The sequence below is a fragment of the Mesorhizobium sp. M1E.F.Ca.ET.041.01.1.1 genome, assembly GCF_003997355.1.
In the GTDB taxonomy this organism is placed as follows: Bacteria; Pseudomonadota; Alphaproteobacteria; order Rhizobiales; family Rhizobiaceae; genus Mesorhizobium.
In genome coordinates, this window is record NZ_RZSL01000751.1 from 1 (window position 1) to 2,474 (window position 2,474).

At 65.5% G+C, this 2,474-nt stretch carries 2 protein-coding genes and 1 pseudogene; 2 read left to right on the forward strand and 1 reads right to left on the reverse strand.

The window, feature by feature from the left end; genetic code table 11:
• Positions 1-183: pseudogene (locus EOA38_RS33570) on the reverse strand (amidase); the annotation flags it as partial.
• A 541-nt stretch (positions 184-724) separates the two neighbouring features.
• On the opposite strand from EOA38_RS33570, the gene EOA38_RS33575 reads away from it, so the two are divergent.
• Positions 725-1,858 carry a type III PLP-dependent enzyme gene (locus tag EOA38_RS33575; RefSeq protein ID WP_126092160.1) on the forward strand — a complete coding sequence of 378 codons (1,134 nt, stop codon included), beginning with the start codon at positions 725-727 and terminating at the stop codon, positions 1,856-1,858.
• A gap of 100 nt (positions 1,859-1,958) precedes the next feature.
• A partial coding sequence (locus EOA38_RS40710) for an N-acetyltransferase (RefSeq protein ID WP_245480985.1) occupies positions 1,959-2,474 on the forward strand: 516 nt, incomplete at its 3' end.

The window sequence follows — 2,474 nt, forward strand, 5'->3', positions numbered from 1 at the left end:
CTGCGAGGCGGCGTGAGCCTGCTCGAACTTGCGCGGGTTGCCGCAGCCGGTGCGATAGCCGGCGACGTCGTAAATGTCCTTGACGGCCAGGCGCAGGCCGGCAAGCGGGCCTGATTCCGCATTGGCCACAGGCACTTGGCGCAGATCGAGGAAGGCGTTGAGAGGGCCGTGGGTGCCTGGCATCGTTCGATTTCCGGATACGGTCCACAAACATTGTTCGATGCCGGAATTTTTACAACCGGCGCTTACGATTTTTATTGATTGTGAAACCCTTCGCTCTTATATCGCGCTTGCCCAAAGTCGCACGTGCCTGTGGGTGTCCGCCGATCCTCGAATGGTGAGGGCAACCGGTAAGGTAACTGGAGCCAACCCCTCCAGTCGGTCTAGTGGCCAACCGCCAGACCGAGGACACCTTGAAGCAACGACGGTGCGGGCCTTTCTGGTGTCTACCGGTCGTCCAAAGACCGGGGTTACTGAAGAGGCACACCTTCATTGCCTGTAGTGCGGACGGGGTCCTCCCATCCAAGCCAAGGCAGACAAAGCGAACCGAGGCCGGGCAAGGCCAGGTTCACCGCCGCGAGACGGCGATTCGTGGTTCCGGGGTCTCCACCGGCTGGTTCCACGGATTTTCCGTCCCGCCTTTGTCCACCGCGAGTTCGCGAGGCTGAGCGCCCGCGTCCCGCAGCCTTTGTGCGCGCCGAAAGGCGCAGATGGAGAGACCTCGATGGCTACCCAGCGCATCCTTGACTTCCTCGCCACCCGACGTCCGAACGGCCCCTGCCTCGTCGTCGACCTCGATGTCGTGCGCGACAACTTCCGCGCCTTCGAGAAGGCGCTGCCCGATTCCAAGATCTACTATGCGGTGAAAGCAAACCCGGCGCCGGAGATCCTGCGCCTTCTTGCTGCGATGGGCTCGTCCTTCGACACCGCATCCGTTGCCGAGGTTGAGATGGCGATGGACGCCGGCGCGCCGGCGGACCGCATTTCCTTCGGCAACACCATCAAGAAGGAGCGCGACATCCAGCGCGCCTATCAGCTCGGTATCCGCCTCTACGCCGTGGACTGTGTGGAGGAGGTCGAGAAGATCGCCCGCGTCGCCCCCGGCTCGCGCGTGTTCTGCCGCGTGCTGACCGACGGCGAAGGCGCCGAATGGCCGCTGTCGCGCAAGTTCGGCTGCGTGCCGGCGATGGCCGTCGATGTGCTGCGCCATGCCAAGGAGCTTGGCCTGGACGCTTATGGCGTGTCGTTCCATGTCGGCTCGCAGCAGACCAACCTGTCGGCCTGGGACCGCGCGCTGGGCGACGCCAAGAAAGTGTTCGCGACGCTCGCCGAGGAAGGCATCGTCTTGAAGATGGTCAACATGGGCGGCGGTTTCCCGACCCGTTACCTGAAGGACGTGCCGGCGGCGCAGGCTTACGGCCAGGCTATCTTCTCGGCGCTGCGCAAGCATTTCGGCAACGCGCTGCCCGAGACGATCGTCGAGCCGGGCCGCGGCATGGTCGGCAATGCCGGCGTCATCAAGTCGGAAGTCGTGCTGATCTCGAAGAAGGCCGACAACGACAATGTGCGCTGGGTGTTCCTCGACATCGGCAAGTTCGGCGGCCTCGCCGAGACCATGGACGAGGCGATCCGCTATCCGATCGTCACTCGCCATGACGGCTCGGAGACCGCGCCCTGCGTGCTCGCCGGCCCGACCTGCGATTCGGCGGACGTGATGTACGAGAAGACGCCCTATCCGCTGCCCCTGTCGCTGACCATCGGCGACGAGGTGCTGATCGAAGGCACCGGCGCCTACACGACGACCTATTCTTCGGTCGCGTTCAACGGCTTCGAGCCGCTCCGATCCTACGTGATCTGAGCGGTTCACAAGAACCGCTCAGATCACCCGGCGCGGGCGATCATGTCGCCCGCCCGGGCTCGCTTGTGGAACAGATCTCCGCTCGAGAAGGATCGCGGAAATGGACAATGCAGATTTCATCGTCGAGGGCGCCGCGCGCCGGGTAATCTCCCCCCTTGAGGGGGAGATGGCCGCGCAGCGGCCAGAGGGGGTCGTCGCGCGTGGAGCGCCAACGCCGCTTCTCGTCACGCAGGGCGCCGGCGCTTCACGCGCGGCGACCCCCTCTGTCGCCTTCGGCGACATCTCCCCCTCGAGGGGGGAGACTGCCCGCGCCTTCGTCATCCTTGCCGAAGGCACCGGTGACATGCTGGCGCGCGAAGCGCTGCTCGACCGCGCCATGGGGCCGAAGCGCAGGAAGAAATCGTCCGAAAAGCTGCGGCGTGGCCGCCGACCGTCGGAAGGCCTGGCTTTTGTCGCGCGCGATCCATCGGGCGCGGTCGTCGGCACGGTTCGGCTGTGGGACGTGACGCTGGGCGAGAACGGCCCGGCAGCGCTTCTGCTCGGGCCGCTGGCGGTCGAGCCGGGATTGAAGAGCGGCGGCATCGGTTCGGCGCTGATGCGGCACGCGGTCGCCGAG

Excerpts from the sequence above, each read along its gene's own strand:
- EOA38_RS33575 (WP_126092160.1), top strand. The coding sequence starts at position 725 with ATGGCTACCCAGCGCATCCTTGACTTCCTCGCCACCCGACGTCCGAAC.